The following is a 23,637-nucleotide window of genomic DNA, read 5'->3' as shown; positions in this document are numbered from 1 at the left end:
GGTGTGAACATAGAGTGAAAGAGAGAGGGAGTTTTAAATAAGAGGTAGAGTAAACAAAAAATAAGACCATCACATAAGAGATGGTCAAGGAAGGGGACAATTTATGTCAATTTAATTAGGGATGGAAGTTGTTCAAGACACTGGGGAATGTCTTATAAATTAGGGAGGAACAACTCCGATACATATACTATAAAAGTTGGATGTGACCTTGGTGTGAACATAGAGTGAAAGGTATGAGAATTTGAGAAATGATACATATAAAATGATTGTTGCGAGAGTTGTAGAGTAAGAATAAATATAATAGAAAGTTTCTTGTCATAAAATGAAGTGGAGTTCGAGTATAAATAAAAGTTGAAATCTTTAAAAAAAAGGATTATGCTCAACTATATTATAAGAATATAAGGTTTATCCCGCTATGTAAGGTTTCTTATAAGCCTTTAGTTATGAGGGGAAAAGGGAGTTAGTGAATATGGAAGTAACAAAAAGACAAGGGCTGTATAATCGTTTTATACGATTAAATCCACCACAAATATTAGCATTAGGTTTTTTCTGCTTAATTGTGGTTGGCGGTTTGTTATTAAAGTTACCATTCGCAACGAAAGTACATATTAGTTGGGTAGATGCTTTCTTTACGGCAACGTCAGCAGCAACTGTAACGGGATTAGGAGTAGTAGATACTGCAAGTACGTTTACGATGTTTGGCGAGATTGTTATTATGTTTTTAATTCAAACAGGTGGTTTAGGTCTTATGACAATTGCCATTTTAATTGTTTGGGTATTAGGTAAAAAAATCGGGTTACGCCATCGATTATTAATCGGAGAGGCATTTAATCAGACAAATATAGGTGGTCTTGTAAAATTAGTAAAACGTGTCTTTATATTTTCAATTTGTATTGAGCTTATTGGAGTCATCTTTTTATCGTTTCGCTTTATTCCAGAGTTTGGCTTTGGAAAAGGTGTATACTATAGTATTTTTCACGTTATTGCATCTTATAATAATGCTGGATTTGCTCTATGGCCGGATAATTTAACAAGGTATGTAGGAGATCCTATTGTTAATATTGGGATTTGCTCTTTAATCGTAATAGGTGGTCTCGGTTTTACCGTATTAATTGATATATGGTATAGTCGTAGCTTTCGAAAATTATCACTTCATTCTAAAATCATGATTGTTGGAACGGTAGCGTTAAATGTTATAGCAATGATTGTGATTTTTGTATTGGAATATAATAATGTGAAGACGTTAGGGAATTTACCTTTAAATGAAAAGTTATGGGCTTCTTTCTTCCAAGGTATTACTCCTCGTACTGCTGGATTTAATACAGTTGACTACGGGGGAATGGAAGAATCATCTATATTATTTACGATGGTTTTAATGTTTATTGGTGCAGGAAGTGTATCAACAGGTGGAGGGATTAAATTAACAACGTTTGTTATTTTAGTTACATCCGTCCTTTCTTTCTTTAGAAAAAAAGAGGAAATCGTTTTATTTCAGCGCACAATTAAAATGTCAACAGTAACGAGAGCGTTAGCTATTGCTGTTGCCAGTCAAATACTCATTTTTGCAGCGGTATTTGTATTAATGCTTACAGAAAACTTCAGCTTTATTCAGTTACTATTTGAAACAATTTCAGCGTTTGGTACAGTAGGGTTAACGATGGGAATTACTGCAAAGTTATCAGCGTTTGGAAAATGTATTATTATGTTTGTTATGTTTTGCGGATTAATCGGACCGTTAACACTTGTCTTTTCTTTAGCACGACCAGCAAAACAAAAAATTAAATATCCATCGGAAGATGTATTTACAGGATAAGGTATCCCGCATAAAGTGAGATACCTTTTTCTTTTTAAAAAAGGGAGAACAATAATCCGACAAGCGCTACTCGGAATAAAATTGCAATGAGTGCAGCAATTCCGCCGACAATTGCAGCGATACCACCAGTTACAGTAGCTCCGCGATTATAAGCGTAAATCCCTAGTAATACAGAAACAAGACCAAATAATGTTGGGAAAGTGAAGAGTGATAAGATAGATAAAGCAAGAGCGATAAAGCCAGCAGTTGATCCAGCGGCGGACGATCTTACATCATCTTTATGATCCTTCTCATCGTAATCATAATCAATGCGCTGTGGTGCAACCTCAGCTGCATATTCTTCTTTATAGTCACTATAATCACTATCTATTCTATCTCTTTTTTTATACTCATCAAATTTCTCAGTCAAAGTCATGACTCCTTTCATAACAAGGTTCAATAGTAGTATGCATCTCTTTTTCTTTTTTATCCCGCTATTTGTGATCCGCAAACGCCCGATTGGTGAGGGTTAATACTTAATGGGTGATGAACAAAACCTCATTGATTAAAGCTTTACTTTATCCGAGCGTGTACAAGGCATAATTCTACTTAGAAGAGTGGAATTGTTTTTTGAAATAGGAAAAGTTAGTATGACTTCCTCTATTTTGGAAAGTATAAAAAAGAATAATGAGGAAAGGGTGCAATACATAATGGAACATCCAATTGAAAATTTAATGAAAACAGCAATGACTAATTTAAAAGAGATGGTAGATGTAAATACGATTGTTGGAAGTCCGGTTTCGACGGCTGATGGAAATGTAGTATTAACAGTATCTCAAGTGGCTTTTGGTTTTGGTGCCGGCGGAAGTGACTTTAAAGGTGATTTTATTTCCGAAAAACATAATAACGGACAAGGGCAGCATAAAGAGAACAAGCAAAGTCATCCATTTGGAGGCGGAAGCGGGGCTGGGGTTTCCATTAGCCCAGTTGCTTTTTTAGTAGTTGGTTCTAACGGTGTGCAAGTATTACACCTTAATAGTAGTACACATTTAATTGAAAAGGCTTTAAATACTGTACCAAGCACTGTAGATAAATTTGTAAATGGTCGCCAAAAGTGAACTTGCATTTTTTAGGAATTATGATATATTAGAAAAAGTGCGCTTTAGGATGATCGGAATAATTGAACTGTAAATATATATGATGTGTGGAATAAGGGAGAGGAATTTATGATTAATATCAAAAACTTAGTAGTTGGCTTATGTATGTTAGTAAGCGGTTTTGTTGTATATGTAATAAAAGAAAAAGCTCCATTCTAAAACAGACAAACCGTTACTGTCTGTTTTTAATTTGTAAAAAATGTTGACAAGTTATTGTATTGGTGTTAAAATTTTAATTCGTGTCTCGGTTACAGCTAGTGTAAAGTAAATAAATCTTATAAATATAATACGAAAAGTTTGCGAAAGATCGGGTAGTCTTACCAACAACTTTTGTGAACAAACCCTATAAATTATTATTGTAGGCTTTATATGTATACTAGTGAATCAAGGAGCGGTCAGTGGAACCGTAATGATGAGAGAGAGGTAGGGCTTTCATCCAGTATATGTTACTTTCCCGTTAGGTGAATATAAAAAAGAGGACTCCTTTTCAAAAGGAGTCCTCTTTCTTTTTTAAGTGCGGCTCTCAACTTGCTGACAAATTTCATCTGTTGTTAAACCATGAGCTGCAATTACCGATCCCTTAATCGATGCATCTGCAATACCCATCATATTAGAATCTTGCCCAGTTACAACACAACAATCGCACCCTTGTGCATCATGTTCGGAGCCCAGGGTAACAACTTCATGTCCCTGTTGCTGAAGAGCTTGTTGAACATCTGTTAATGAGTTTTCAACGCCAATTCTAGCCATAATTCTCACCTCCTACCATCTAGTTGCTAGTATGCTCTAGTACATCGCATATATTTATGCAAAGACGGTAGGAAGCATATATTTATCCTGCTATTTACGGATAGCTTGATTCAAGTATCACTTTATTTAGTCGTTATATACACCAGTAAGCATTTGACTTACGAATTGATCGTTTAAAGTATCTTGGGCAGAAGAAGTATTTGAATGAATGTCAATTGAAGCAATAAAATTATTCTGTTCTTTATTATTTGGTTCTACCTCTACATAATTATCGAATTTACAAAAACCTTTCGTATCCATTAGATCAAATAGTTGAAGCATTTCTACTACCTCTTGTCTCGTTCCTTTAATTTGTACACACGCCATATTGATTTCCTCCTTCATTTTGACAAATTGTTTTTTAAAAATAGGATTATGATTACGAAACGAAAAATATGAATGTTATTTTTAGACAGCGTTATTTTTATTATTTTCCCCCTTTTTCAGCAAAAGTCGTTATATATTCCCGAATTTATAAAAACGGACGTCCGTTTATTGAATACAATAGATTCGTATCAATTGATGAAAATCCTTCTTTTAAACAAATATTTTTTTTAGTGGAAATTGACGAAAAAAATTTTTTGACTTTTTGTAAACGTTAACAATGCTGTTAAATCAATATAATTAAAGATGTACGTACGATTAAAAATTATAAATTTTCTAAAAATTCACTTGATTTATTTAGAAAGGAGAGTAAACTAGGAAACAATAAAAAATTCATAGAACATAGGAGGCGCTTTCCAGTGAACGAGCAATGGATTTTCTTAAATGGAGAATTTGTTCCAAAAGACGAGGCAAAAGTTTCAGTATATGATCATGGTTATTTATATGGCGATGGAGTATTTGAAGGAATTAGAGTATATAGCGGTAATGTTTTCCGTTTGAGAGAGCATCTTGTCCGGTTATATGAATCAGCAAAATCCATCATGTTAGAAATTCCATATTCTTTAGATGAAGTAACGAATATTGTTGTTGAGACGATTCGACAAAATAAATTATCTAATGGATACATTCGCCTTGTTGTATCGAGAGGAGCAGGAAATCTTGGATTAGATCCTGATTCTTGTAAGAAACCGAATGTAGTAGTAATTGCAGAACAACTATCTTTATTCCCGCAAGAATATTATGAAAAGGGGATTCCGGTTGTAACAGTTGCAACGCGCCGAAACCGTCCAGATGTTTTGTCGCCTCAAGTAAAATCTTTAAATTACTTAAACAATATATTAGTTCGTATTGAAGCGAAATTAGCTGGAGTACAAGAAGCACTTATGTTAAATGATCAAGGATACGTAGCTGAAGGCTCAGGAGATAACGTGTTTATTGTAAAAGGAAATAAATTAATTACACCACCAAGTTCTGCAGGAGCGTTAGAAGGCATTACACGAAACGCTATTTTAGAAATCGGTGAAAAACTTGGATATGACGTTAGAGAAGAGTTATTTACAAGACATGATGTATATGTAGCTGATGAAGTATTTTTAACAGGAACAGCTGCTGAAGTAATTGCTGTTACGACAGTAGATGGTAGAACGATTGGTTTAGGGCAAACAGGTCCACATACGAATCGTTTATTAGAAGAATTCCGAAAGTTAGTTGTAGAAGATGGAGAGAAGATTTACGAAGAAAATAAAGTTGGATAACAACTTTTTATAACATAAGAAAGCGTTGAGAGGGAGGAGTAGTTGATTGTGAAGCCTCACAGAGAGTCGGTGGTTGCTGAAAACCGATGGTTCACGTCGACGAACATCGCCCTTGAGTGCTAAGCTGAAGCATTTGTCTAGGCTTAGACGGTAGCTCCGTTATTAGCTAGACTCATTTATGGGTCACTGAGGCAAGAGTAATCTTGCGAAGAAGGGTGGTACCGCGAAATCTTTCGTCCCTTCAGCACATAGCTGGAGTGTGGACGTAGGATTTTTTTTATTGATAAAAGTTTTCAAAAAGGGGGCTTATAAGAACAATGTCTTCAAAAACGGAAGAGAAACTGGCAACTGGTGCACAGCTATTGTTAGAAGCATTAGAAAAGGAAGGAGTAGAAGTGATTTTCGGTTATCCTGGTGGTGCTGTTTTACCTCTTTATGATGCACTCTATGACTGTGAAATTCCGCATATTTTAACAAGGCATGAGCAAGGAGCTATTCACGCCGCGGAAGGATATGCCAGAATTACTGGCAATCCAGGGGTTGTCATTGCAACGAGTGGGCCAGGTGCTACAAATGTTATTACGGGTCTAGCAGATGCGATGATTGATTCATTACCACTTGTTGTATTTACAGGGCAAGTAGCAACGACGTTAATTGGAAGTGATGCTTTCCAAGAAGCGGATATTATGGGGCTTACGATGCCAGTGACAAAACATAACTATCAAGTGCGAAAGGCTTCGGATTTACCTCGAATTATTAAAGAAGCATTTCATATTGCTAGAACAGGAAGACCAGGCCCAGTCGTTATTGACCTTCCGAAAGATATGGTAGTAGAGCAAGGGGAACGATGTAATGACGTACAAATGGATTTACCAGGATACAACCCTAATTATGAACCGAATTTACTCCAAACAAACAAATTATTACAAGCAATTAGGGCTGCAAACAAGCCGTTAATTTTAGCTGGAGCAGGTGTATTACATGCGAAGGCTTCGAAAGAGTTAACAAGTTTTGCTCGTAAATATGAAATTCCTGTTGTGCATACATTACTTGGTCTTGGTGGGTTTCCGCCAGATGATGAACTTTTTCTAGGGATGGGAGGAATGCACGGTTCTTACACAGCCAATATGGCGTTATATGAATGCGACTTACTTATTAATATAGGTGCAAGATTCGACGATCGTCTTACTGGGAATTTAGCTTATTTTGCTAAAAAGGCGACTGTTGCGCATATCGATATTGATCCAGCCGAAATCGGAAAAAATGTGCCGACTGAAATTCCTATTGTTGCAAGTGCTAAACGAGCTTTGGAAGTATTACTTCAACCAGATGGAAAGAAAGAAAATCATCATGAATGGATCTCTTTACTAAAGAGTAGAAAAGAAAAGTATCCATTCTCTTATAAACGAAATTCGGAAAGTATTAAGCCTCAATACGCAATTGATATGTTATATGAAATTACGAAAGGAGAAGCGATTGTAACAACAGATGTTGGGCAACATCAAATGTGGGCGGCACAATATTATCCGCTCAAAAATCCAGATAAATGGGTAACTTCAGGAGGATTAGGAACGATGGGCTTTGGATTTCCAGCAGCAATTGGTGCGCAAATTGCAAAGCCTGAGGAACTAGTTATTGCAATTGTCGGTGACGCTGGATTTCAAATGACCTTGCAAGAATTAAGTGTGTTAAAAGAACACTCGTTGCCTGTTAAAGTATTTATCTTAAATAATGAAGCTTTAGGAATGGTAAGACAATGGCAAGATGAATTTTATAATCAAAGATACTCGTACTCTTTATTGTCGTGTCAACCAGATTTCGTCGCTCTTGCGAATGCGTATGGCATAAAAGGAGTTCGCATAGAGGATCCACTTCTTGCAAAGAAGCAAATACAGCATGCGATTGAATTACAAGAACCAGTCGTAATTGATTGTCGTGTACTTCAATCAGAAAAGGTAATGCCGATGGTTGCGCCGGGGAAAGGTGTTCATCAAATGGAGGGAGTGGAAAAAAGGTGAAGAGAATTGTTACAGCGACAGTTCGAAATCAAAGTGGTGTGTTAAACCGAATTACAGGTGTTATGACACGAAGACATTTTAATATTGAAAGTATTTCAGTAGGTCATACAGAGTCATCAGACATATCGCGGATGACGATTGTGGTACACGTTGAAAATGAACAGCAAGTTGAGCAGTTAATTAAACAACTTCATAAGCAAATTGATGTTATGAAAGTATCAGATATTACAGAAGAAGCGATGATCGCAAGAGAACTGGCACTTATTAAAGTCGCAACTTCAGTAGCAAGAGCAGAATTATACAGTTTAATTGAGCCGTTTCGAGCCGCTGTAATAGATGTTGGGAAGGATTCCATAGTTGTGCAAGTAACAGGTACGCAGGAGAAAGTAGAAGCGTTAATTGAATTACTTCGTCCATACGGTTTGAAAGAAATTGCTAGAACAGGTGTAACAGCATTTACACGTAGTATGAAAAAACAAGATAAGCAAGTTATGTTAATTCAATAATCATTTAAATATAGGGGGAAATGAAAATGACAAAAGTTTATTATGAGAAAGATGTAACGGTAAATGTATTAAAAGGAAAGAAAGTAGCAATCATTGGATATGGTTCACAAGGTCATGCACATGCGCAAAACTTACGTGATAACGGATTTGATGTAGTAGTAGGTTTAAGAAAAGGGAAGTCTTGGGATAAAGCGAAAGAAGATGGATTTTCTGTATATACAGTAGCAGAAGCGGCGGAAAAAGCAGATGTAGTAATGATTCTACTACCGGATGAACTGCAGCCAGAAGTATATGAAGCGGAAATTGCGCCAAATTTAAAGGCAGGAAATTCTCTCGTTTTTGCTCACGGATTTAATGTTCACTTTGATCAAGTGAAACCGCCAGCTAATGTAGATGTATTTCTAGTAGCACCAAAAGGGCCAGGTCATTTAGTGCGCCGTACGTTTACTGAAGGCGGAGCTGTTCCTGCATTATTTGCAGTATACCAAGATGCAACAGGAGTTGCGACTGAAAAGGCACTTTCTTATGCTGATGGAATTGGAGCGACGAGAGCTGGTGTATTAGAAACGACATTTAAAGAAGAAACAGAAACAGATTTATTTGGAGAGCAAGCTGTACTTTGTGGCGGAGTAACTGCGCTAGTAAAAGCTGGATTTGAAACGTTAGTTGATGCTGGTTATCAACCGGAACTTGCATATTTTGAATGTTTACATGAACTAAAACTAATCGTTGACCTTATGTATGAAGGTGGACTTGAAAATATGAGATATTCAGTTTCAGATACAGCGCAGTGGGGCGACTTCGTATCAGGACCACGTGTTGTAACGGAAGATACGAAGAAAGCGATGGGTGCGGTGCTAGCAGAAATTCAAGATGGTACATTTGCAAGAGGCTGGATTGCAGAGCATAAAGCAGGAAAACCAAATTTCCATGCGACAAATGAGAAAGAGAATAAACATGAAATTGAAGTAGTTGGACGAAAATTACGTGAAATGATGCCTTTCGTACAGCCGCGAGTAAAGGCAGGGGTCAAATAATATGAAGCAGATTTTGTTCATGGATACGACGCTACGTGATGGCGAACAATCACCAGGAGTGAATTTAAATGAACAAGAGAAATTGCAAATTGCAAGGCAATTAGAGAGACTAGGTATTAATGTCATGGAAGCTGGCTTTGCTGCAGCTTCCGAAGGGGATTTTCAATCGGTAAAACGCATCGCAAATACCATTCAAAATGCTACAGTTATGAGCTTAGCTAGAGCGAAAGAAAGTGATATTCGAAGAGCATATGAAGCGGTGAAAGGTGCAGTATCTCCTCGTCTACACGTATTCTTAGCTACAAGTGATATTCATATGAAATATAAACTTTGTATGTCAAAAGAAGATGTATTAGATAGTATTCACCGCTCGGTTACACTCGGGAAATCATTATTTCCGACAGTACAATTTTCAGCAGAAGATGCAACGAGAACAGCAAAAGAATTTTTAGCTGAAGCAGTAGAAGTTGCGATTCGTGCAGGAGCGAATGTAATTAATATTCCAGATACAGTTGGATATACAAATCCAAAAGAATATTATTCTCTTTTTAAATACTTACAAGAATCCGTTCCTTCATATGAAAAAGCAATTTTCTCTTGTCATTGTCACGATGATCTTGGGATGGCTGTAGCAAATTCATTAGCTGCGGTTGAAGGCGGAGCGTTGCAAGTAGAAGGAACAATTAATGGAATTGGAGAAAGAGCAGGGAATGCGGCGCTAGAAGAGGTCGCAGTTGCTCTTCATATTAGAAAAGATCTCTATAAAGCGGAGTCTTCTATGACGCTAAAAGAGATTAAAGCGACGAGTACATTAGTAAGCAGATTAACAGGTATGGTTGTACCGAAAAATAAAGCGATAGTTGGAGCGAATGCATTCGCTCATGAATCAGGAATTCATCAAGATGGTGTATTAAAAGAAGTGACAACGTATGAGATTATTGAACCAGAACTAGTAGGCGAATCTCAAAATCTATTTGTACTTGGAAAACATTCTGGACGTCACGCGTTTACAGAGAAAATGAAAGAGCTTGGCTATGAATTTACAAAGGAAGAACGAGATGCAGTGTTTGAAGCGTTTAAAAAATTAGCTGATCGTAAGAAGGAAATTACGGAGGAAGATTTACGTGCACTTATGCTTGGTGAAGCAGCATTTGCTGCTCAGCAATATACCATTACGCAACTGCAAGTACATTTCGTATCAAATAGTACACAATGCGCGACAGTTGTATTAAAAGATGAAGAAGGAAATGTATACGAAGATGCAGCTACTGGCTCAGGTAGTATTGAAGCGATTTATAATGCAATCCAAAGAATTTTAGGCTTAGAATGTGAATTGGCAGATTATCGCATACAATCTATTACACAAGGTCAAGACGCACTGGCTCATGTTCATGTTGAATTAAAAGAAGGAACGCATCAAGTATCAGGTTTTGGTGTCGCACAAGACGTATTGGAAGCTTCGGCGAGAGCATATGTCCATGCAGCAGGGAAATTGAAATCTTTTATCCAGCTTGTGAAATAAGTGTTTGATAGGTGAGAGAAGCTTTCCTCACCTATCAAATTAAAGTTCTGAAAATTCAGTTAAAAGGAGTGTTGAAATTGGAGAAACGTATCGTTTGTTTAGCGGGTGATGGTGTTGGCCCGGAAGTTATGGAAAGTGCGAAGGAAGTATTGCATATGGTAGAGAGGCTATATGGGCATCATTTTCATTTGCAAGATGAGTATTTTGGCGGGAGTGCTATCGATTTAAATGGGCAACCATTACCGCAACGAACGCTTGCCGCCTGTTTAGCAAGTGATGCGGTTTTACTAGGAGCAGTTGGTGGACCAAGGTGGGATAGCGCGAAAGAAAGACCAGAGAAAGGATTATTAGCTCTAAGAAAAGGGCTTGGTGTATTTGCGAATGTTCGCCCTGTAACGGTAGAAAGCGCAACGGCACATTTATCGCCATTAAAAAAGGCTGATGAAATTGATTTCGTTGTCGTTCGTGAATTAACAGGCGGAATTTATTTTTCTTATCCGAAAGAACGAACGGACGAAGTAGCAACAGATACACTTACGTATCATCGTCATGAAATTGAACGGATCGTTTCTTATGCCTTTCAATTAGCGAGTAAGCGGAAGAAAAAAGTAACATCTATTGATAAGGCGAATGTTTTAGAATCTAGTAAACTATGGAGAGCTGTTACGGAAGAAGTAGCACTTCGTTATCCAGACGTTGAACTAGAACATATTTTAGTAGATGCAGCTGCGATGGAGTTAATTCGGAATCCAGGACGGTTTGATGTAATTGTAACAGAAAATTTATTTGGGGATATTTTGAGTGACGAGGCTTCCGTATTAGCTGGATCATTAGGAATGCTTCCATCAGCAAGTCACGCGGAAAAGGGGCCTTCATTATACGAGCCTATTCACGGATCAGCGCCGGATATTGCCGGAAAAAATAAGGCGAATCCAATTGCAATGATGCGCTCTGTTGCAATGATGCTTGGGCAATCGTTCGGATTAACGAGAGAAGGGTGTGCAATTGAAGAAGCAATTTCAGCAGTCCTTAAATTAGGAAAATGTACAGCAGATATCGGAGGAACTGAAACGACAACTTCATTTACGAAGGCAGTTATACAAGAGATGGAAGAGCAAGCGTTAGTAGGGAGAGGGAGATAATGGGAAAAAGGCTGCTAGATAAACTTTGGGAAAGACACGTAGTTACGACAAACGAAAACGGATTAGATTTATTATATATCGATCTTCATCTTGTTCATGAAGTAACATCACCGCAAGCCTTTGAAGGCTTGCGGCTTACAAATCGAACAGTCCGTAGACCAGATTTAACATTTGCGACGATGGATCACAATATTCCAACAAAAGATGTTTGGAATATTACTGATCTCATTGCGAAGCAGCAACTAGATACACTCCGGGAAAATTGTAAACAATTTCAGGTGCCCTTAGCGGATATCGGGGATGAAGAGCAAGGGATTGTTCATGTTATCGGACCAGAACTTGGACTTACACAACCAGGAAAAACAATTGTTTGTGGTGATAGTCATACAGCAACGCACGGTGCGTTTGGCGCGCTAGCATTTGGCATTGGTACGAGTGAAGTGGAACATGTATTGGCAACGCAAACGTTATGGCAACGCAAACCGAAAGCGATGGGCATTGAGTTAAAAGGAAAATTACAGAAAGGTGTTTACGCAAAAGATATTATTTTGTATTTCCTTTCAAAGTACGGTGTAGCAGTTGGAACTGGATACGTAATGGAATTTTACGGAGAGACGATTGAGGCCATGGAGATGGAAGAGAGAATGACGCTTTGTAATATGGCAATTGAAGGAGGAGCAAAGGCTGGTATTATAGCACCAGATGAAAAAACATTTGCTTATGTAAAAGGACGTCAATATGCACCGAAAGACTTTGAAACATTCGAGCAGAAATGGTCTGAACTTTATACAGATTCAGATGCAATTTATGATTTACATATTTCGATAGATGTGACGGATTTAGCACCGTACGTTACGTGGGGAACAAACCCGAGTATGGGTGTTCGTATTGATGAAAAATTGCCAGAAAAGCAGGATGCAAATGACGAAAGAGCATTTTCTTATATGGGATTAAGCCCTGGACAAAGTATATATGACATTCCTGTTCAGCATGTTTTCATTGGATCTTGTACAAATTCCAGGCTTTCTGATTTAGAAATTGCTGCATCTGTTGTGAAAGGGAGAAAGGTAAAAGAAGGTGTGCAAGCACTCGTTGTGCCTGGATCAAAAAGAGTAAGAGAAGCTGCGATGCAAAAAGGACTACATCACATATTTGAAGAAGCTGGATTTGAATGGAGAGAACCTGGATGTTCAATGTGTCTTGGAATGAATCCAGATCAAGTACCTGAAGGAGAACATTGTGCTTCGACTTCAAATCGTAATTTTGAAGGAAGACAAGGAAAAGGGGCACGAACACATTTAGTTAGCCCAGCAATGGCGGCAGCAGCTGCGTTATACGGTCATTTTGTTGATATTAGAAAGGAGAGTTATGATGGAGCCATTTCGTATTCATAAAGGTACTGCCGCAGTACTGATGAATGATAACATTGATACAGATCAAATTATACCGAAGCAATACTTAAAGAGAATTGAAAGGACGGGATTTGGAAAGTATTTATTCGATGAATGGCGTTATGATAATAACCGCCATGAAAACCCTAATTTTCCGCTTAATGCACAAGACAGAAAAGGAGCAAGTATATTAATTACAGGTGATAATTTTGGGTGTGGTTCTTCAAGAGAACATGCACCTTGGGCACTTGCTGATTATGGTTTCCGCGTTATTATCGCCGGAGGGTTTGCAGATATTTTTTATATGAATTGTATGAAAAATGGTATGTTGCCAATTGTAATGGATAAAGAAATGCGAGAAAAACTTGCCAAAACGGATGCGAGAGAACAAATAGAAGTAGATTTAGAGAATGAAGTAATTACAACGAGTACGCACAGATTTCATTTTACGATCGAGAAAATGTGGAAAGAGAAATTATTAAATGGTCTAGACGAAATTAGTATTACGATGCAATATGAACAAGAAATTGTAGAGTATGAAAGGAAAGTAGCTTTATATTAAGAAATAACGGAATGTTCAAAATGTATTTACATTCAGAATTAAGTATTATATACTATGTAAAAATCAGAGGAGAAGGGGAGTAAGTATTATGAATATCGTGCAATCTTTTACAATGCTTACACAACTGCATCATCATACATAAAGCCCTTGAACCTAGCGTGAAAACGTGTAGGCACAAGGGTTATTCCCGTTGTACCTACACGCTACTAAAGAGCCTTGTAGGTATATTTTATCTACAAGGCTCTTTTTATTTTCGGTTTAGGTGCATGAAATTGGCATACATTAGAAAGGGAAAGGTGTGAGAATTTAGATGACAAAATGGAAACGGGCAAACCCAAATGGAACGAGAGATTATTTATTCGAAGAATGTACGTTAATTGAAGAAGTGGAGCAAAAATTAAGACGTACTTTTTTAGGGCGAGGTTATGAGGAAATAAGGACACCTACAATTGAATTTTATGATGTTTTTGCCTTTCAAAATAGACCGATAGATGAAGAAAAGATGTATAAATTTTTTGATGAAAAGGGGCGGATTATCGTGTTACGTCCAGATATGACAATTCCTTTAGCGAGAGTGATGGGAACGCAGAGGTGGGATACGCCGCTTAAACTGACGTATGGCGGGAATGTATTTCGGGCGAATGAGTCCCTTACTGGAAAATATAATGAAATTGTACAAAGTGGTATTGAAATTATAGGGATTGATAATGTAAGAGCTGAAATTGAATGCGTCATAAGCGTCATTCAATCACTTCAAAAGGTGAAGGTGCAATCTTTTACAATAGAAATTGGGCAAGTGCAGTTATATAAATGTATTGTAAAAAAACTCTCCATTCATGAGGAAGAAGAGAGAGTACTTAGGACATACATTGAAAGTAAAAATTATGCGGCTCTATCAAATTTTATTAGAGAAAAGAAATTAGATCGATGTGATGAAACAGTAAGATTACTTGAGAAATTACCAAGGTTATTTGGGAATTTAGAAGTGATTGAGGAAGCAGAAAAACTCGCTTCAAGTAATGAAATGAAAATGGCGATTGCAAGAGTGAAAGAAATATATGAAGCAATTGAAAAACTAGGCTATGGATCTTACATATCAATTGATTTAGGTATGATCCAACATTTAGATTACTATACGGGAGTTATTTTCAAAGGGTATATATATGAAATTGGAGAAGAAATTGTTAGTGGCGGAAGATATGATGAGTTAATTGGAAATTTTGGAGAGATGCTGCCGGCTGTTGGACTCGCGGTGCAAGTCAATCAAATTGTGAAGGCGCTGCAAGAGCAACAAGAACCATATGAACGAAAGGGAATAGATATTATTATTCATTATGAGTTAAATAGATTAGCAGAAGCGGAAAGATTACGAAATTTACTTCAAAAGGACGGGAAAAGAGTAGAGCTATCCTTATTCTCTAATGTAAACGACACCTTTCAATTTGCAAGAAAAAATCAAATAGTAACGGTCGTTGAGGCGAAGAATGAATCGTTAGTGGAATATGTATGGAAAGAGAAATGGGTAGTCCAGAAAGAAGGAGAAACTTCATGCGTAACATTCAAATTGCGTTAACGAAAGGAAGATTAGAAAAACATGTGATTCCGCTCTTTGAGCAGATTGGAATTGATTGTTCGGAGCTCAAAAATAAAGGGCGAAAGCTTGTCTTTCAAAGTAAAAATACAGATATCTCATTTATTTTAGTGAAAGCAGTAGATGTTGCTACTTATGTAGAACATGGAGTAGCTGATATTGGGGTCGTTGGAAAAGATATTTTAATGGAAAACGAGAAAGATATTTATGAAATGTTAGATTTAGGAGTGGGCGTGTGTAAGTTTTGTGTTGCTTCTATTCCTACGTATAATCCGAAGAGCTACCGAAAGAAACGTATTGCGACGAAATATCCACATATTACTTCTAACTATTTTCATGATAAAGGGGAGGATGTAGAAATTATTAAAATAGAAGGCTCTGTAGAAATCGCTCCTATTCTTGGATTGGCAGATGCAATTGTTGATATTGTGGAAACAGGAAAAACATTACAAGAAAATGGGCTCATTGTATTTGAGGAAATGTGTTCTATATCTGCTCGAATGATTGTAAATAAGGCTGCATTAAAAACTAAAAAAGACGAAATATTCAGTATTATAAATATGATGGAGCAAGAAATTTTGTCAGGAAAATAGGGGGACTTGTAATGGAAATCGTTTGTGAAGATTTTCAAAAGGCGTTATCGAAAATAAAATTGCTACGAGAAAACGCTAATATAATAGAAGAAACTGTTCAAAAAAGTGTAAGTGAAATCGTTCGAAATGTAAGAGAGAGTAGGGATGAGTCCCTATCTTTTTATACAAACAAGTTTGATGGTGTGGAGATGAAAGAGTTTCGTGTAAGTGAAGAAGAAATAAAACAAGCGGGTATATTTGTAGAAAATTCATTTTTAGAAGCGTTACAAGAGGCGAAGAAAAACATTATTTCTTATCACGAAAAGCAAAAAAGGCAATCCATATTCGATTGCGCGAGTAAAGGCATCATTAGAGGGCAAATCATTCGGCCGTTAGAAAATGTAGGGGTATATGTGCCAGGCGGAACTGCTTCGTATCCTTCATCAGTATTAATGAATGTATTGCCAGCAAAACTCGCTGGTGTGAAAAACATTGTAATGGTAACACCACCAAGGCAAGGGGGAATTGATCCACATATTTTAGTTGCTGCAAGCCTTGCAGGAGTAGATGAAATTTATACGATAGGTGGTGCGCAAGCAATTGCTGCTTTAGCATATGGGACGGAATCGATTCCAAAAGTGGATAAAATAGTTGGACCAGGAAATTTGTACGTCGCTCTGGCGAAACGAGAAGTATACGGAATAGTAAATATAGATATGATTGCTGGACCGTCAGAAATTGTAGTTATTGCTGATGAAACCGGTAATGCAAAATATATCGCTGCTGATTTATTATCACAAGCAGAACATGACGAGAGAGCAACAGCAATTTGTATTACAACGAATATAGAGTTAGCAAAAGAAGTAGAAAGAGAGATAGAAAGACAGTTAGAAACATTACCAAGAAGCGAAATTGCACGTGAATCGATAAATAGAAATGGAGCTATCTTTATCGTTCCTTCTTTAGATGAGGCGCTACAATTATCGAATGAAATCGCTCCAGAACATTTAGAGTTACATATAAAAGAACCGATGAATGCTCTAGCATATGTGAAACATGCAGGATCTATCTTTCTTGGTCCATATGCACCGGAACCTCTCGGTGATTATTTAGCAGGACCGAATCACGTGTTACCAACAAGTGGAACGGCAAGGTTTTTCTCACCGTTATCAGTCGATGATTTCGTGAAAAAATCAAGCTTTCTGTCTTATACGGAGGACGCGTTAAGGGATGTACAACATCATATTGTAGAACTTGCCAATAAAGAAGGGTTACATGCGCATGCGAGAGCAATTCAAATAAGATTTGAGGAGGAAGAATAATGCGAGAGTCTAGTCAAATACGTGAGACGACAGAAACAAAAATAAAATTAAGTTTGCAGCTTGATGAAGGAAAGAACGTTTCTGTACAAACGGGAGTGGGATTTTTTGATCATATGCTAACTTTATTTGCAAGGCATGGAAGGTTCGGTTTGCAAGTGGAGGCGGAAGGCGATGTATTCGTTGATGCGCATCATACAGTTGAAGATGTTGGAATTGTACTCGGAAATTGTTTGAAAGAAGCATTGCAAAATAAAGAGGGGATTAACCGTTATGGCTCTGCTTATGTACCGATGGATGAATCTTTAGGTTTTATCGCAATTGATATTAGCGGACGCTCGTATATTGTATTTCAAGGAGAATTAACGAATCCGAAGCTAGGGGATTTTGATACAGAACTAACAGAAGAATTTTTTAGAGCAGTTGCGCATGCTGCCAATATTACATTACACGCTCGCATTTTATATGGAAGCAATACACATCACAAAGTTGAAGCTTTATTTAAAGCGTTTGGTAGAGCGCTTAGAGAAGCAGTCGAAAGAAATGTCAACATTACTGGTGTAAATTCAACGAAAGGGATGTTGTAATTGATTGCTATTATAGATTATGGAATGGGAAATATTCGTAGTGTAGAACAAGCATTAAAATATATTGGAGCAGAGTACATCGTAACGAGTGATAAAGAAGAGATTTTTAGAAGTGATGGAGTGATTTTACCAGGAGTAGGTACATTTCCGAAAGCGATGGATGTATTGGAAGAAAAAGATTTAGTGCGTGTGTTAAAAGAAGTTGGGAGTTCAGGAAAACCGCTGCTGGGCATTTGCTTAGGAATGCAGCTTTTATTTAAAAAAAGTGAGGAACTACAAGACTGTAACGGATTAAGTTTATTGCCAGGTGTTATTCGAAAGTTAAAAGTTTCTTATAAAATTCCACATATGGGATGGAATGAGTTAAAGAAAGAGGGGGAAATAGCGCTTTGGAATGGAGTAGAGGACGGTTCTTTCGTATATTATGTCCACTCTTATTACGCAGATTGTCCAAATGAAATTGTATATGGAATAAGTGAATATGGGGTGAAAGTACCTGGTTTTGTAGCAAAAGGAAATATATACGGCGCACAGTTTCATCCTGAAAAAAGTGGTGACATTGGGATGCAAATGTTAAAAAATTTCAAAGGGGTGGTAGAAGCATGGAAATCTTCCCAGCTATCGATGTAAAAGAGGGTCGCTGCGTTAGACTTTATCAAGGAGAGTTTAGTAAAGAAACAGTAATGAATGAAGATCCGGTTGCGCAAGCGATTATATTCGAAAAATTTGGAGCGAAAATACTACACATTGTTGATTTAGATGGTGCAATTGCTGGGGAGTCAGTAAATTTACCCGTCATTGAAAGAATTTGCAAGGCAGTACGTATTCCTGTGCAAGTTGGAGGAGGAATTCGATCACTTGTAGCGGTAGAGAAGTTATTGTCAGTAGGTGTAGATAAAGTGATTTTAGGAACAGCTGCTCTTTATGATAAGGCATTTTTAGAAGAAGCCGTTCTTCTATATAAAGAGAAAATCATTGTTGGAATTGATGCGAAAAATGGTTTCGTAGCAACGAGAGGCTGGCTTGATGTGTCTGAAATTTCTTACATTGATTTAGCAAAGCAAATGGAGAATGTAGGTGTTCAAACGATTGTGTTTACAGACATTTCGAAAGACGGGACACTTGCAGGGCCGAATTTAGAGCAATTGGAGTTACTACAAAAAAGCGTGAGCATTCGTCTTATTGCTTCTGGAGGAGTGGCATCTATTCAAGATGTGAAAAAATTAAATGATATGAATATATACGGCGTCATAATTGGTAAGGCTCTTTATGAGAAAACGATTGATTTAGAAGAAGTGTTAGAGGTAACAAAGTTATGTTAGCGAAACGCATTATTCCATGTCTAGATGTGAAAGAAGGGCGAGTCGTAAAGGGTGTAAATTTTATAGGGTTACAAGACGTCGGTGATCCTGTTGAAATAGCTGCTTTATATAATGATGCGGGAGCAGATGAAATTGTATTTTTAGATATTACTGCAACGCATGAAGGACGAAAAACAATTATCGATGCTGTAGAAAAAACAGCTTCGAAAGTATTTATTCCTCTTACAGTTGGCGGGGGGATTTCAAGTGTTAAAGATATGTACAATTTACTAAGAGCGGGAGCGGATAAAGTTTCAATCAACTCAGCGGCAGTGCGAAATCCAAAGCTAATCGAAGAAGGGGCAGAATACTTTGGCTCACAATGTATTGTCGTAGCAATTGATGCTAGAAAAGTAGCAGAAGATAAGTGGAATGTATATGTGAACGGCGGAAGAGTTGATACGGGTATGGATGCAATCGGGTGGGCAAAACGCGTTGCCGAGCTAGGGGCAGGCGAAATTTTGTTAACGAGTATGGATGCAGATGGAACGAAAAACGGGTACGATCTTCGCTTAACAGAAGAAATTTCAAAAAGCGTTTCCGTACCAGTCATCGCGTCAGGCGGATGTGGTCATGCTGATCACATTATAGAAGTTTTTCAAAAGACAACAGTTGATGCAGCACTTGCGGCATCCATCTTTCATTATGGTGAGGCGACAGTGCAGGACGTAAAGAGAAAATTAAGAAATGCAAACGTTGAGGTACGGTTATGAAACCTAACTTTTCAAAAGGATTATTACCAGCAGTTGTAATTGAAAAAGGGACAAAAGAAGTTTTAATGCTAGCTTATATGAATGAAGAAGCATATGAAAAAACGCTAGAAACGAAAAGAACATGGTTTTATTCTCGTTCAAGAAGGTCGTTGTGGAATAAAGGAGAAACATCAGGAAATGTCCAATATGTGCAATCTCTTTATTTAGATTGTGATCAAGATTCAATTGTTGTTGTCGTAAAGCAAGTGGGACCTGCTTGTCATACGGGAGAGAAAACATGTTTTCACTACCAAATTATATAGGAGGATACATATGGAGAATGCCTTTAAATTACTATTTGAAACAATTGAAGAACGAAAGGAAAATCCACTTCCTGAATCGTATACAAATTACTTATTTTCAAAAGGAGAAGATAAAATTTTAAAGAAAATTGGTGAAGAATGCACGGAAGTAATTATCGCATCTAAAAATAATGACAAAGAAGAATTAGTGAAAGAAATGGTTGATGTATTGTATCACTGCTTTGTTTTATTAGCTGAAAAAAATATATCATTAGAAGATGTTATGGAGGAAGTGACAGAAAGAAATGGGAAGCTTTCGCGAGTAGGGGACAGAAGTGAAATAGATACATTATAAGGGGGAAATGTAGATGAAGGTGGATTATCACATTCATTTAGAAGAAGGGCCATATTCAATAGGATGGCTAGCTAAAATAAATGAAGCATTGCAACATTATGAACCGCTTAAAGAAGAAAAACATTCTATGGAGTGGCTTGTGAAAACACAAGAACGCCTGCAAAGACGTGTGAAAGAAGGGCCATTTACAACGAAATGGATTGATTTATATTTAGAAGAAGCTTTGCGAAAAGGTATAAAAGAAGTTGGTATTGTCGATCATTTATACCGTTTTTATGAAGCGAAAGAATACTATGAAAGATATGTCGATATAAGTGATTCAGGGCTTGGTCGTTTACAGAAGGAATGGTTAGACCAAGTAAGGGTAGCGTCACTGCATGATTTTACAAAGGCAATTGAAGAGGCGAAAGAACGATGGAGTAAACGAGGCGTGACGCTAAAACTTGGAATTGAAGCGGATTATTTTATTGGTGGTGAACAAGAATTACAATCTTTACTGGCATTAGGAGATTTTGATTATGTAATTGGTTCTGTTCATTTTTTAAATGGATGGGGATTTGATAATCCAGATACGAAAGAATATTTTAAGGAACATGACTTATATGCTTTATATGATACGTTTTTCAAAACGGTTGAGTGTGCAGTTCGCTCTAATTTATTTGATATTATAGCTCATCTTGATAACATAAAAGTATTTAATTATCGGTTAGATGAAAATGAACAACTTTCTTATTATAAGGAAATTGCGCGTGCGTTAGTAGAAACAAATACGGCAACGGAAATAAATGCGGGATTGTATTATCGCTATCCTGTGCGCGAAATGTGTCCGAGTCCGCTATATTTACAAGTATTAGCTAAGTATGGCGTTCCAGTTACTCTCTCCTCAGATGCTCATTATCCGAATGATTTAGGGAAATATGTGGAAGAGAATATAAAGACATTACGTAATCATGATATTTCTCACATAGCTACATTTACGAAGCGAGTAAGAACGATGAGATTATTGGAAGAAGAAGTAACAATTTCAAAATGATCACGATTTTTTGATGAAAACCACCCTTTTTGTTCAAAATAAGAAAGAATAAAAAGGAGGGTAAGAAATGGCGAAACAACATAAACAAAATGTACAAGATGTACAAGGTGCACAACAACAGGCTTATACTTCTGAAACGAATGCTACATCTCAATCAGTTATTGAGGAACAAATTAGCGATACAGTTGCAGAAGGAACGATCGATGCAAAGCTTGGACAAGAATCGCAAGAGAAAGCGTAAGAAAAGGGGAGAGATGAATCTCCTCTTTTCTTATGGGTAAAAAATGTCGATTTTCAAAACTATGATCAAATTCCTTGGTTTTTATAGGTGGATTTCTTACAATGAAAGATAAGAGATATCTTATTTTTTATAGAAGAGGTGTTAGTAGTGGCAAAAATATTAGTAGCAGGGAAAATTCCAGAAATTGGATTAGAACTATTAAAGGATCATGATGTAGAAATGTACGATAAAGATGCATTAATTTCTTTAGATGAATTAACAGATCGTGTAAAAGATAAAGATGCATTGTTAAGTCTACTTTCTACGAAGGTGACAAAAGAAGTTATTGATGCGGCACCTAATTTGAAGATTGTTGCAAACTACGGTGCTGGTTACGATAATATTGATTATTCGTATGCCGGAGAAAAAGGGATTCCGGTAACGAATACACCGAAAGTATCAACTGAAGCGACAGCAGAATTAACATTTGCACTTCTTTTAGCAGCTGCACGTAGAATTCCTGAAGGTGATACATTATGTCGTACAACTGGATTTAATGGATGGGCACCATTATTTTTCTTAGGCCGTGAAGTACATGGTAAAACAATTGGAATTATTGGCCTTGGAGAAATCGGAAAGGCAGTTGCAAAGCGTGCGAAAGCGTTTGGAATGAATGTTTTATATACAGGACCAAATCGAAAGCCTGAAGCTGAAAGTGAACTGGAAGCAACATATGTAACATTGGAAGAATTATTACAAACAGCAGACTTTATTACAATTAATTGTGCTTATAATCCGAAATTGCATCATATGATTGATGATGAACAGTTTAAAATGATGAAGAAAACAGCGTATATTGTAAATGCTTCACGTGGACCAATTATGAATGAAGTGGCACTTGCTCATGCATTAAAAACGAATGAAATTGAAGGAGCAGCTCTTGATGTGTTTGAATTTGAACCGAAAATTACAGAAGAGCTAAAAGGATTAAAGAATGTAGTACTTGCTCCTCACGTAGGAAATGCAACGTTCGAAACGCGTGATGCGATGGCTGAAATGGCAGTGAAAAATATTTTAGCCGTATTAAAAGGGGAAGAGCCTGTAACACCTGTAAATCAAAAAGTATTGGTTACAAAATAAAGTGAAGCTTTAATGAGAGTGGGCTTTTACGGCATAAAAAGAAACCTTCCGGAATCGGAAGGTTTTTCTTATTTTTCTTTATTTGCTCTTTTAGACGGTCTTTGTCTAAGAAATTGAGATAGCATATACAAAATATATAGTGGAATAGCAATGAATAAGAAAACAGAAAAATTACCGAACCCTGTTTGGTACATTGTTATAATGATTCCAACTAAAAATAGTGTAATAATGATGCTATATCGTGGAATTGGTACATCTTTTAAACTTGGGATACGAATGCGGCTCACCATTAAAAATGCGAACGTTACAAATACTGTAATAAGAACGATTTTTGGAATGGTATGTGAAAATAATGTTAAGAAAGCAACAAGCCCTCCCGCTGCTGTAATCGGTACGCCAGTGAAATATTTCATTGAAGTAGAAGATGGTGTTACATTAAATCGTGCTAAACGGTATGCTCCGAAAAGAGGGAATAGTCCCGCTATGTATAGTCCGATGATTCCGTAATTGGAGAAAGATGTGTAATACATGAGAACAGCAGGTGCTGCACCAAATGTTACGACATCCGCCAGCGAGTCAAGCTCTTTTCCCATTTGTGAATCAACACGTAATAAACGAGCAACACGTCCATCAAGACTATCTAACATCATCCCGATAAGTACTAAAATAGCAGCTGATTTATAATATCCTAAAGATGCATAGCCGATTGACAAGAATCCACTATATAAATTTCCGAGCGTAAATAAGTTTGGAATAGCTGCTCTATACAAAATCTGATCCCTTGCTTTCTGTAATAAATTCTTAATTAGTTTATGAAAGTTTACTTATTTTATCATACCATAAATTTCTTCCTCATACGAAAAAAATTCCCAATTTGTGAAAGATTTCATAGCGGAATGATTTGAAAAA

28 protein-coding genes and 1 other annotated feature are annotated in these 23,637 nt (G+C 37.0%); of the genes, 24 read left to right on the top strand and 4 right to left on the bottom strand.

Annotated elements, in window-relative coordinates; genetic code table 11:
* Positions 1-469 precede the first annotated feature (469 nt).
* The gene (locus MKO96_RS07630) at positions 470-1,813 is read left to right on the top strand and encodes a TrkH family potassium uptake protein (protein ID WP_048561403.1); all 1,344 of its coding nucleotides are present in this window, start codon (positions 470-472) and stop codon (positions 1,811-1,813) included.
* A 34-nt stretch (positions 1,814-1,847) separates the two neighbouring features.
* Here the strand turns inward: MKO96_RS07630 and MKO96_RS07625 are convergent, their stop codons facing one another.
* Positions 1,848-2,240, bottom strand: a complete 393-nt coding sequence (locus tag MKO96_RS07625) for an imidazole glycerol phosphate synthase (protein WP_073517663.1) — start codon at positions 2,238-2,240, stop codon at positions 1,848-1,850.
* Between the two features lie 202 nt (positions 2,241-2,442).
* Here MKO96_RS07625 and ytfJ point away from each other — a divergent pair, with 202 nt between their 5' ends.
* A complete protein-coding gene (ytfJ, locus tag MKO96_RS07620) occupies positions 2,443-2,910 on the top strand; it encodes a GerW family sporulation protein (RefSeq protein WP_002096773.1) in 468 nt (155 codons plus the stop codon).
* Between the two features lie 108 nt (positions 2,911-3,018).
* Complete coding sequence (locus MKO96_RS07615; protein ID WP_000608225.1) at positions 3,019-3,108, top strand: hypothetical protein; 90 nt, start codon at positions 3,019-3,021, stop codon at positions 3,106-3,108.
* Positions 3,109-3,459: 351 nt separating this feature from the next.
* On the opposite strand, the gene MKO96_RS07610 is transcribed toward MKO96_RS07615, so the two are convergent.
* Positions 3,460-3,699, bottom strand: a complete 240-nt coding sequence (locus MKO96_RS07610) for a YkuS family protein (protein ID WP_000101010.1) — start codon at positions 3,697-3,699, stop codon at positions 3,460-3,462.
* 126 nt (positions 3,700-3,825) lie between these two features.
* Positions 3,826-4,065 (bottom strand): DUF3911 family protein, encoded by a 240-nt coding sequence (locus tag MKO96_RS07605; protein WP_087979918.1) that lies wholly within the window; start codon positions 4,063-4,065, stop codon positions 3,826-3,828.
* Positions 4,066-4,133: 68 nt separating this feature from the next.
* Here MKO96_RS07605 and MKO96_RS29470 point away from each other — a divergent pair, with 68 nt between their 5' ends.
* The 21 genes from MKO96_RS29470 (at position 4,134) to MKO96_RS07505 (ending at position 22,728) form a co-directional block, all read left to right on the top strand.
* On the top strand, positions 4,134-4,340 hold the full coding sequence (locus MKO96_RS29470) for a hypothetical protein (protein WP_106382757.1): 207 nt from the start codon (positions 4,134-4,136) through the stop codon (positions 4,338-4,340).
* Between the two features lie 141 nt (positions 4,341-4,481).
* Positions 4,482-5,378, top strand: a complete 897-nt coding sequence (gene ilvE, locus MKO96_RS07600) for a branched-chain-amino-acid transaminase (RefSeq protein WP_048544941.1) — start codon at positions 4,482-4,484, stop codon at positions 5,376-5,378.
* A 16-nt stretch (positions 5,379-5,394) separates the two neighbouring features.
* Positions 5,395-5,622, top strand: a binding site (T-box leader).
* A gap of 73 nt (positions 5,623-5,695) precedes the next feature.
* Positions 5,696-7,396 carry an acetolactate synthase large subunit gene (gene ilvB / locus MKO96_RS07595; protein WP_087979919.1) on the top strand — a complete coding sequence of 567 codons (1,701 nt, stop codon included), beginning with the start codon at positions 5,696-5,698 and terminating at the stop codon, positions 7,394-7,396.
* Entirely contained in the window at positions 7,393-7,902 is a 510-nt protein-coding gene (gene ilvN, locus MKO96_RS07590; protein ID WP_240587151.1) for an acetolactate synthase small subunit, read from the top strand. The genes ilvB and ilvN overlap by 4 nt, the downstream gene beginning before the upstream one ends.
* Positions 7,903-7,922: 20 nt before the next feature.
* On the top strand, positions 7,923-8,939 hold the full coding sequence (ilvC, locus tag MKO96_RS07585) for a ketol-acid reductoisomerase (RefSeq protein ID WP_140386709.1): 1,017 nt from the start codon (positions 7,923-7,925) through the stop codon (positions 8,937-8,939).
* Position 8,940: 1 nt separating this feature from the next.
* Complete coding sequence (leuA, locus tag MKO96_RS07580) at positions 8,941-10,461, top strand: 2-isopropylmalate synthase (RefSeq protein ID WP_240587150.1); 1,521 nt, start codon at positions 8,941-8,943, stop codon at positions 10,459-10,461.
* A 77-nt stretch (positions 10,462-10,538) separates the two neighbouring features.
* Positions 10,539-11,603: a 3-isopropylmalate dehydrogenase gene (gene leuB, locus MKO96_RS07575; RefSeq protein ID WP_098273398.1), complete on the top strand. Its 1,065-nt coding sequence runs from the start codon at positions 10,539-10,541 to the stop codon at positions 11,601-11,603.
* Positions 11,603-12,997 carry a 3-isopropylmalate dehydratase large subunit gene (gene leuC, locus MKO96_RS07570; protein ID WP_240587149.1) on the top strand — a complete coding sequence of 465 codons (1,395 nt, stop codon included), beginning with the start codon at positions 11,603-11,605 and terminating at the stop codon, positions 12,995-12,997. The genes leuB and leuC overlap by 1 nt, the downstream gene beginning before the upstream one ends.
* Entirely contained in the window at positions 12,975-13,556 is a 582-nt protein-coding gene (leuD, locus tag MKO96_RS07565) for a 3-isopropylmalate dehydratase small subunit (RefSeq protein ID WP_087979924.1), read from the top strand. Before leuC ends, leuD begins: the two co-directional genes overlap by 23 nt.
* Before the next feature lie 310 nt (positions 13,557-13,866).
* Positions 13,867-15,129, top strand: coding sequence for an ATP phosphoribosyltransferase regulatory subunit (hisZ, locus tag MKO96_RS07560; RefSeq protein WP_240587148.1), 1,263 nt, complete (start codon positions 13,867-13,869; stop codon positions 15,127-15,129).
* Positions 15,105-15,740 carry an ATP phosphoribosyltransferase gene (gene hisG, locus MKO96_RS07555; protein ID WP_131932830.1) on the top strand — a complete coding sequence of 212 codons (636 nt, stop codon included), beginning with the start codon at positions 15,105-15,107 and terminating at the stop codon, positions 15,738-15,740. Before hisZ ends, hisG begins: the two co-directional genes overlap by 25 nt.
* 11 nt (positions 15,741-15,751) lie before the next feature.
* Entirely contained in the window at positions 15,752-17,041 is a 1,290-nt protein-coding gene (gene hisD / locus MKO96_RS07550; protein WP_240587147.1) for a histidinol dehydrogenase, read from the top strand.
* A complete protein-coding gene (gene hisB / locus MKO96_RS07545; protein WP_240587146.1) occupies positions 17,041-17,625 on the top strand; it encodes an imidazoleglycerol-phosphate dehydratase HisB in 585 nt (194 codons plus the stop codon). The genes hisD and hisB overlap by 1 nt, the downstream gene beginning before the upstream one ends.
* Positions 17,626-18,255 (top strand): imidazole glycerol phosphate synthase subunit HisH, encoded by a 630-nt coding sequence (gene hisH / locus MKO96_RS07540; protein WP_240587145.1) that lies wholly within the window; start codon positions 17,626-17,628, stop codon positions 18,253-18,255. It abuts the gene before it with no gap.
* Entirely contained in the window at positions 18,228-18,947 is a 720-nt protein-coding gene (hisA, locus tag MKO96_RS07535; RefSeq protein WP_060489521.1) for a 1-(5-phosphoribosyl)-5-[(5-phosphoribosylamino)methylideneamino]imidazole-4-carboxamide isomerase, read from the top strand. Before hisH ends, hisA begins: the two co-directional genes overlap by 28 nt.
* Positions 18,941-19,699 carry an imidazoleglycerol phosphate synthase cyclase subunit gene (gene hisF / locus MKO96_RS07530; protein WP_240587144.1) on the top strand — a complete coding sequence of 253 codons (759 nt, stop codon included), beginning with the start codon at positions 18,941-18,943 and terminating at the stop codon, positions 19,697-19,699. Before hisA ends, hisF begins: the two co-directional genes overlap by 7 nt.
* Positions 19,696-20,001, top strand: a complete 306-nt coding sequence (gene hisI / locus MKO96_RS07525) for a phosphoribosyl-AMP cyclohydrolase (RefSeq protein ID WP_240587143.1) — start codon at positions 19,696-19,698, stop codon at positions 19,999-20,001. Before hisF ends, hisI (MKO96_RS07525) begins: the two co-directional genes overlap by 4 nt.
* Before the next feature lie 10 nt (positions 20,002-20,011).
* Positions 20,012-20,335, top strand: coding sequence for a phosphoribosyl-ATP pyrophosphatase (hisI, locus tag MKO96_RS07520; protein ID WP_087979931.1), 324 nt, complete (start codon positions 20,012-20,014; stop codon positions 20,333-20,335).
* A gap of 13 nt (positions 20,336-20,348) precedes the next feature.
* Positions 20,349-21,368 (top strand): histidinol phosphate phosphatase domain-containing protein, encoded by a 1,020-nt coding sequence (locus tag MKO96_RS07515; protein ID WP_240587142.1) that lies wholly within the window; start codon positions 20,349-20,351, stop codon positions 21,366-21,368.
* 67 nt (positions 21,369-21,435) lie between these two features.
* A complete protein-coding gene (locus tag MKO96_RS07510; protein ID WP_240587141.1) occupies positions 21,436-21,609 on the top strand; it encodes a DUF4025 domain-containing protein in 174 nt (57 codons plus the stop codon).
* A gap of 147 nt (positions 21,610-21,756) precedes the next feature.
* Complete coding sequence (locus MKO96_RS07505; RefSeq protein ID WP_240587140.1) at positions 21,757-22,728, top strand: 2-hydroxyacid dehydrogenase family protein; 972 nt, start codon at positions 21,757-21,759, stop codon at positions 22,726-22,728.
* A gap of 68 nt (positions 22,729-22,796) precedes the next feature.
* On the opposite strand, the gene pssA is transcribed toward MKO96_RS07505, so the two are convergent.
* A complete protein-coding gene (gene pssA / locus MKO96_RS07500; RefSeq protein WP_000285422.1) occupies positions 22,797-23,498 on the bottom strand; it encodes a CDP-diacylglycerol--serine O-phosphatidyltransferase in 702 nt (233 codons plus the stop codon).
* Positions 23,499-23,637: the final 139 nt, after the last annotated feature.

Source organism: Bacillus sp. ES1-5 (assembly GCF_022487605.1).
In the GTDB taxonomy this organism is placed as follows: domain Bacteria; phylum Bacillota; class Bacilli; order Bacillales; family Bacillaceae_G; genus Bacillus_A; species Bacillus_A wiedmannii.
Note: the sequence above shows the minus strand (reverse complement) of the source record. Positions and strands in the feature narration are given on the sequence as shown.

Bases quoted from the DNA above. Each gene is read 5' to 3' on its own strand.
- MKO96_RS07630 (WP_048561403.1), top strand. From the start codon at position 470: ATGGAAGTAACAAAAAGACAAGGGCTGTATAATCGTTTTATACGATTA.
- MKO96_RS07625 (WP_073517663.1), bottom strand. From the start codon at position 2,240: ATGAAAGGAGTCATGACTTTGACTGAGAAATTTGATGAGTATAAAAAA.
- ytfJ (WP_002096773.1), top strand. From the start codon at position 2,443: ATGACTTCCTCTATTTTGGAAAGTATAAAAAAGAATAATGAGGAAAGG.
- MKO96_RS07615 (WP_000608225.1), top strand. From the start codon at position 3,019: ATGATTAATATCAAAAACTTAGTAGTTGGCTTATGTATGTTAGTAAGC.
- MKO96_RS07610 (WP_000101010.1), bottom strand. From the start codon at position 3,699: ATGGCTAGAATTGGCGTTGAAAACTCATTAACAGATGTTCAACAAGCT.
- MKO96_RS07605 (WP_087979918.1), bottom strand. From the start codon at position 4,065: ATGGCGTGTGTACAAATTAAAGGAACGAGACAAGAGGTAGTAGAAATG.
- MKO96_RS29470 (WP_106382757.1), top strand. From the start codon at position 4,134: ATGAATGTTATTTTTAGACAGCGTTATTTTTATTATTTTCCCCCTTTT.
- ilvB (WP_087979919.1), top strand. From the start codon at position 5,696: ATGTCTTCAAAAACGGAAGAGAAACTGGCAACTGGTGCACAGCTATTG.
- ilvC (WP_140386709.1), top strand. From the start codon at position 7,923: ATGAAAATGACAAAAGTTTATTATGAGAAAGATGTAACGGTAAATGTA.
- leuA (WP_240587150.1), top strand. From the start codon at position 8,941: ATGAAGCAGATTTTGTTCATGGATACGACGCTACGTGATGGCGAACAA.
- leuC (WP_240587149.1), top strand. From the start codon at position 11,603: ATGGGAAAAAGGCTGCTAGATAAACTTTGGGAAAGACACGTAGTTACG.
- leuD (WP_087979924.1), top strand. From the start codon at position 12,975: ATGGAGCCATTTCGTATTCATAAAGGTACTGCCGCAGTACTGATGAAT.
- hisZ (WP_240587148.1), top strand. From the start codon at position 13,867: ATGACAAAATGGAAACGGGCAAACCCAAATGGAACGAGAGATTATTTA.
- hisG (WP_131932830.1), top strand. From the start codon at position 15,105: ATGCGTAACATTCAAATTGCGTTAACGAAAGGAAGATTAGAAAAACAT.
- hisD (WP_240587147.1), top strand. From the start codon at position 15,752: ATGGAAATCGTTTGTGAAGATTTTCAAAAGGCGTTATCGAAAATAAAA.
- hisB (WP_240587146.1), top strand. From the start codon at position 17,041: ATGCGAGAGTCTAGTCAAATACGTGAGACGACAGAAACAAAAATAAAA.
- hisA (WP_060489521.1), top strand. From the start codon at position 18,228: ATGGAAATCTTCCCAGCTATCGATGTAAAAGAGGGTCGCTGCGTTAGA.
- hisF (WP_240587144.1), top strand. From the start codon at position 18,941: ATGTTAGCGAAACGCATTATTCCATGTCTAGATGTGAAAGAAGGGCGA.
- hisI (WP_240587143.1), top strand. From the start codon at position 19,696: ATGAAACCTAACTTTTCAAAAGGATTATTACCAGCAGTTGTAATTGAA.
- hisI (WP_087979931.1), top strand. From the start codon at position 20,012: ATGGAGAATGCCTTTAAATTACTATTTGAAACAATTGAAGAACGAAAG.
- MKO96_RS07515 (WP_240587142.1), top strand. From the start codon at position 20,349: ATGAAGGTGGATTATCACATTCATTTAGAAGAAGGGCCATATTCAATA.
- MKO96_RS07510 (WP_240587141.1), top strand. From the start codon at position 21,436: ATGGCGAAACAACATAAACAAAATGTACAAGATGTACAAGGTGCACAA.